We start from the raw sequence: 820 nt of genomic DNA, 5'->3' as shown, positions 1-820 counted from the left end.
AAACGCGGACGCACGACCAATCCCTGACCACGTAGACGGCGCACGAACTCCGCCTCCGACTTCGACGCCGTCGCACACGCACGGACGCGGCGTGCGAGAAGTTCGCGGTCCAACTCGCCGGTACCTTCGCGCACGGCGCGGTGCTTCTCGGCCCGGTGGTAACCGCGCTCACCCGAACCGGTTTCCCGCGAGGCGATCACCGCGAGTCCGTGCTTGCGCTCGAGTTCGCCCGCGAGATCGCTCGCGCGCTTCTTAGACCGCCACAAGTCGACCTTCGTACCGTCCTCGCGCACCACAGACGCCGCAATGTGGATGTGATCGTTGCCCTTGGTGGACACACCGTGCCGGACCGCCGCCCAGCGGGCGGGGGACCGGCCGGACTTATCGGTGAATCCCATGCCGTCCATGAATTCCTGCGTGATTGCGCCCCACTGCTCGTCGGTGAGCAGCCCCTCGTCGGCGTGCAGCGACAGCGAGCAATGCCACACGTTCGCATCCCGCCACGGGTCGATCGGGTCCCGAACCTTCTTGCCGTGCGAGTCCCGCACGTCCTCACCCTTGTCATTGCGGAGGTAGTTCGGTTCCCGGACCTCGGTACCGAAAACCCGCCGCGGTTCGTCGATCTGCCGGGCGATCGCGATCGCGTCCTGATGCGACAACTCGTTGTCGTCATGCCACGCCATGATCGCCGGATCTCCCGCCACCAGGTGCGGATCGGTGTGCTCGTTCGACCGGCCCGGACCTTGCAGATACGACAGCAGGCCGGTCATCTTCTCACCACTGGTGATCTTCACGATCATCGCGCGTCGAACTCCTGCAA

Annotated in this window: 1 protein-coding gene; it reads right to left on the bottom strand. The window is 65.6% G+C overall.

The window, feature by feature from the left end; all coding sequences use genetic code 11:
• Positions 1 to 800: relaxase/mobilization nuclease domain-containing protein (locus tag MLGJGCBP_RS48240; protein ID WP_160098351.1), on the bottom strand; the 800-nt coding region annotated here is incomplete at its 3' end.
• Positions 801 to 820 lie beyond the last annotated feature (20 nt).

Source organism: Rhodococcus sp. T7, from assembly GCF_009872365.1.
GTDB lineage: Bacteria > Actinomycetota > Actinomycetes > Mycobacteriales > Mycobacteriaceae > Rhodococcus_F.
This window is presented reverse-complemented; position numbering and strand designations above follow the sequence as displayed.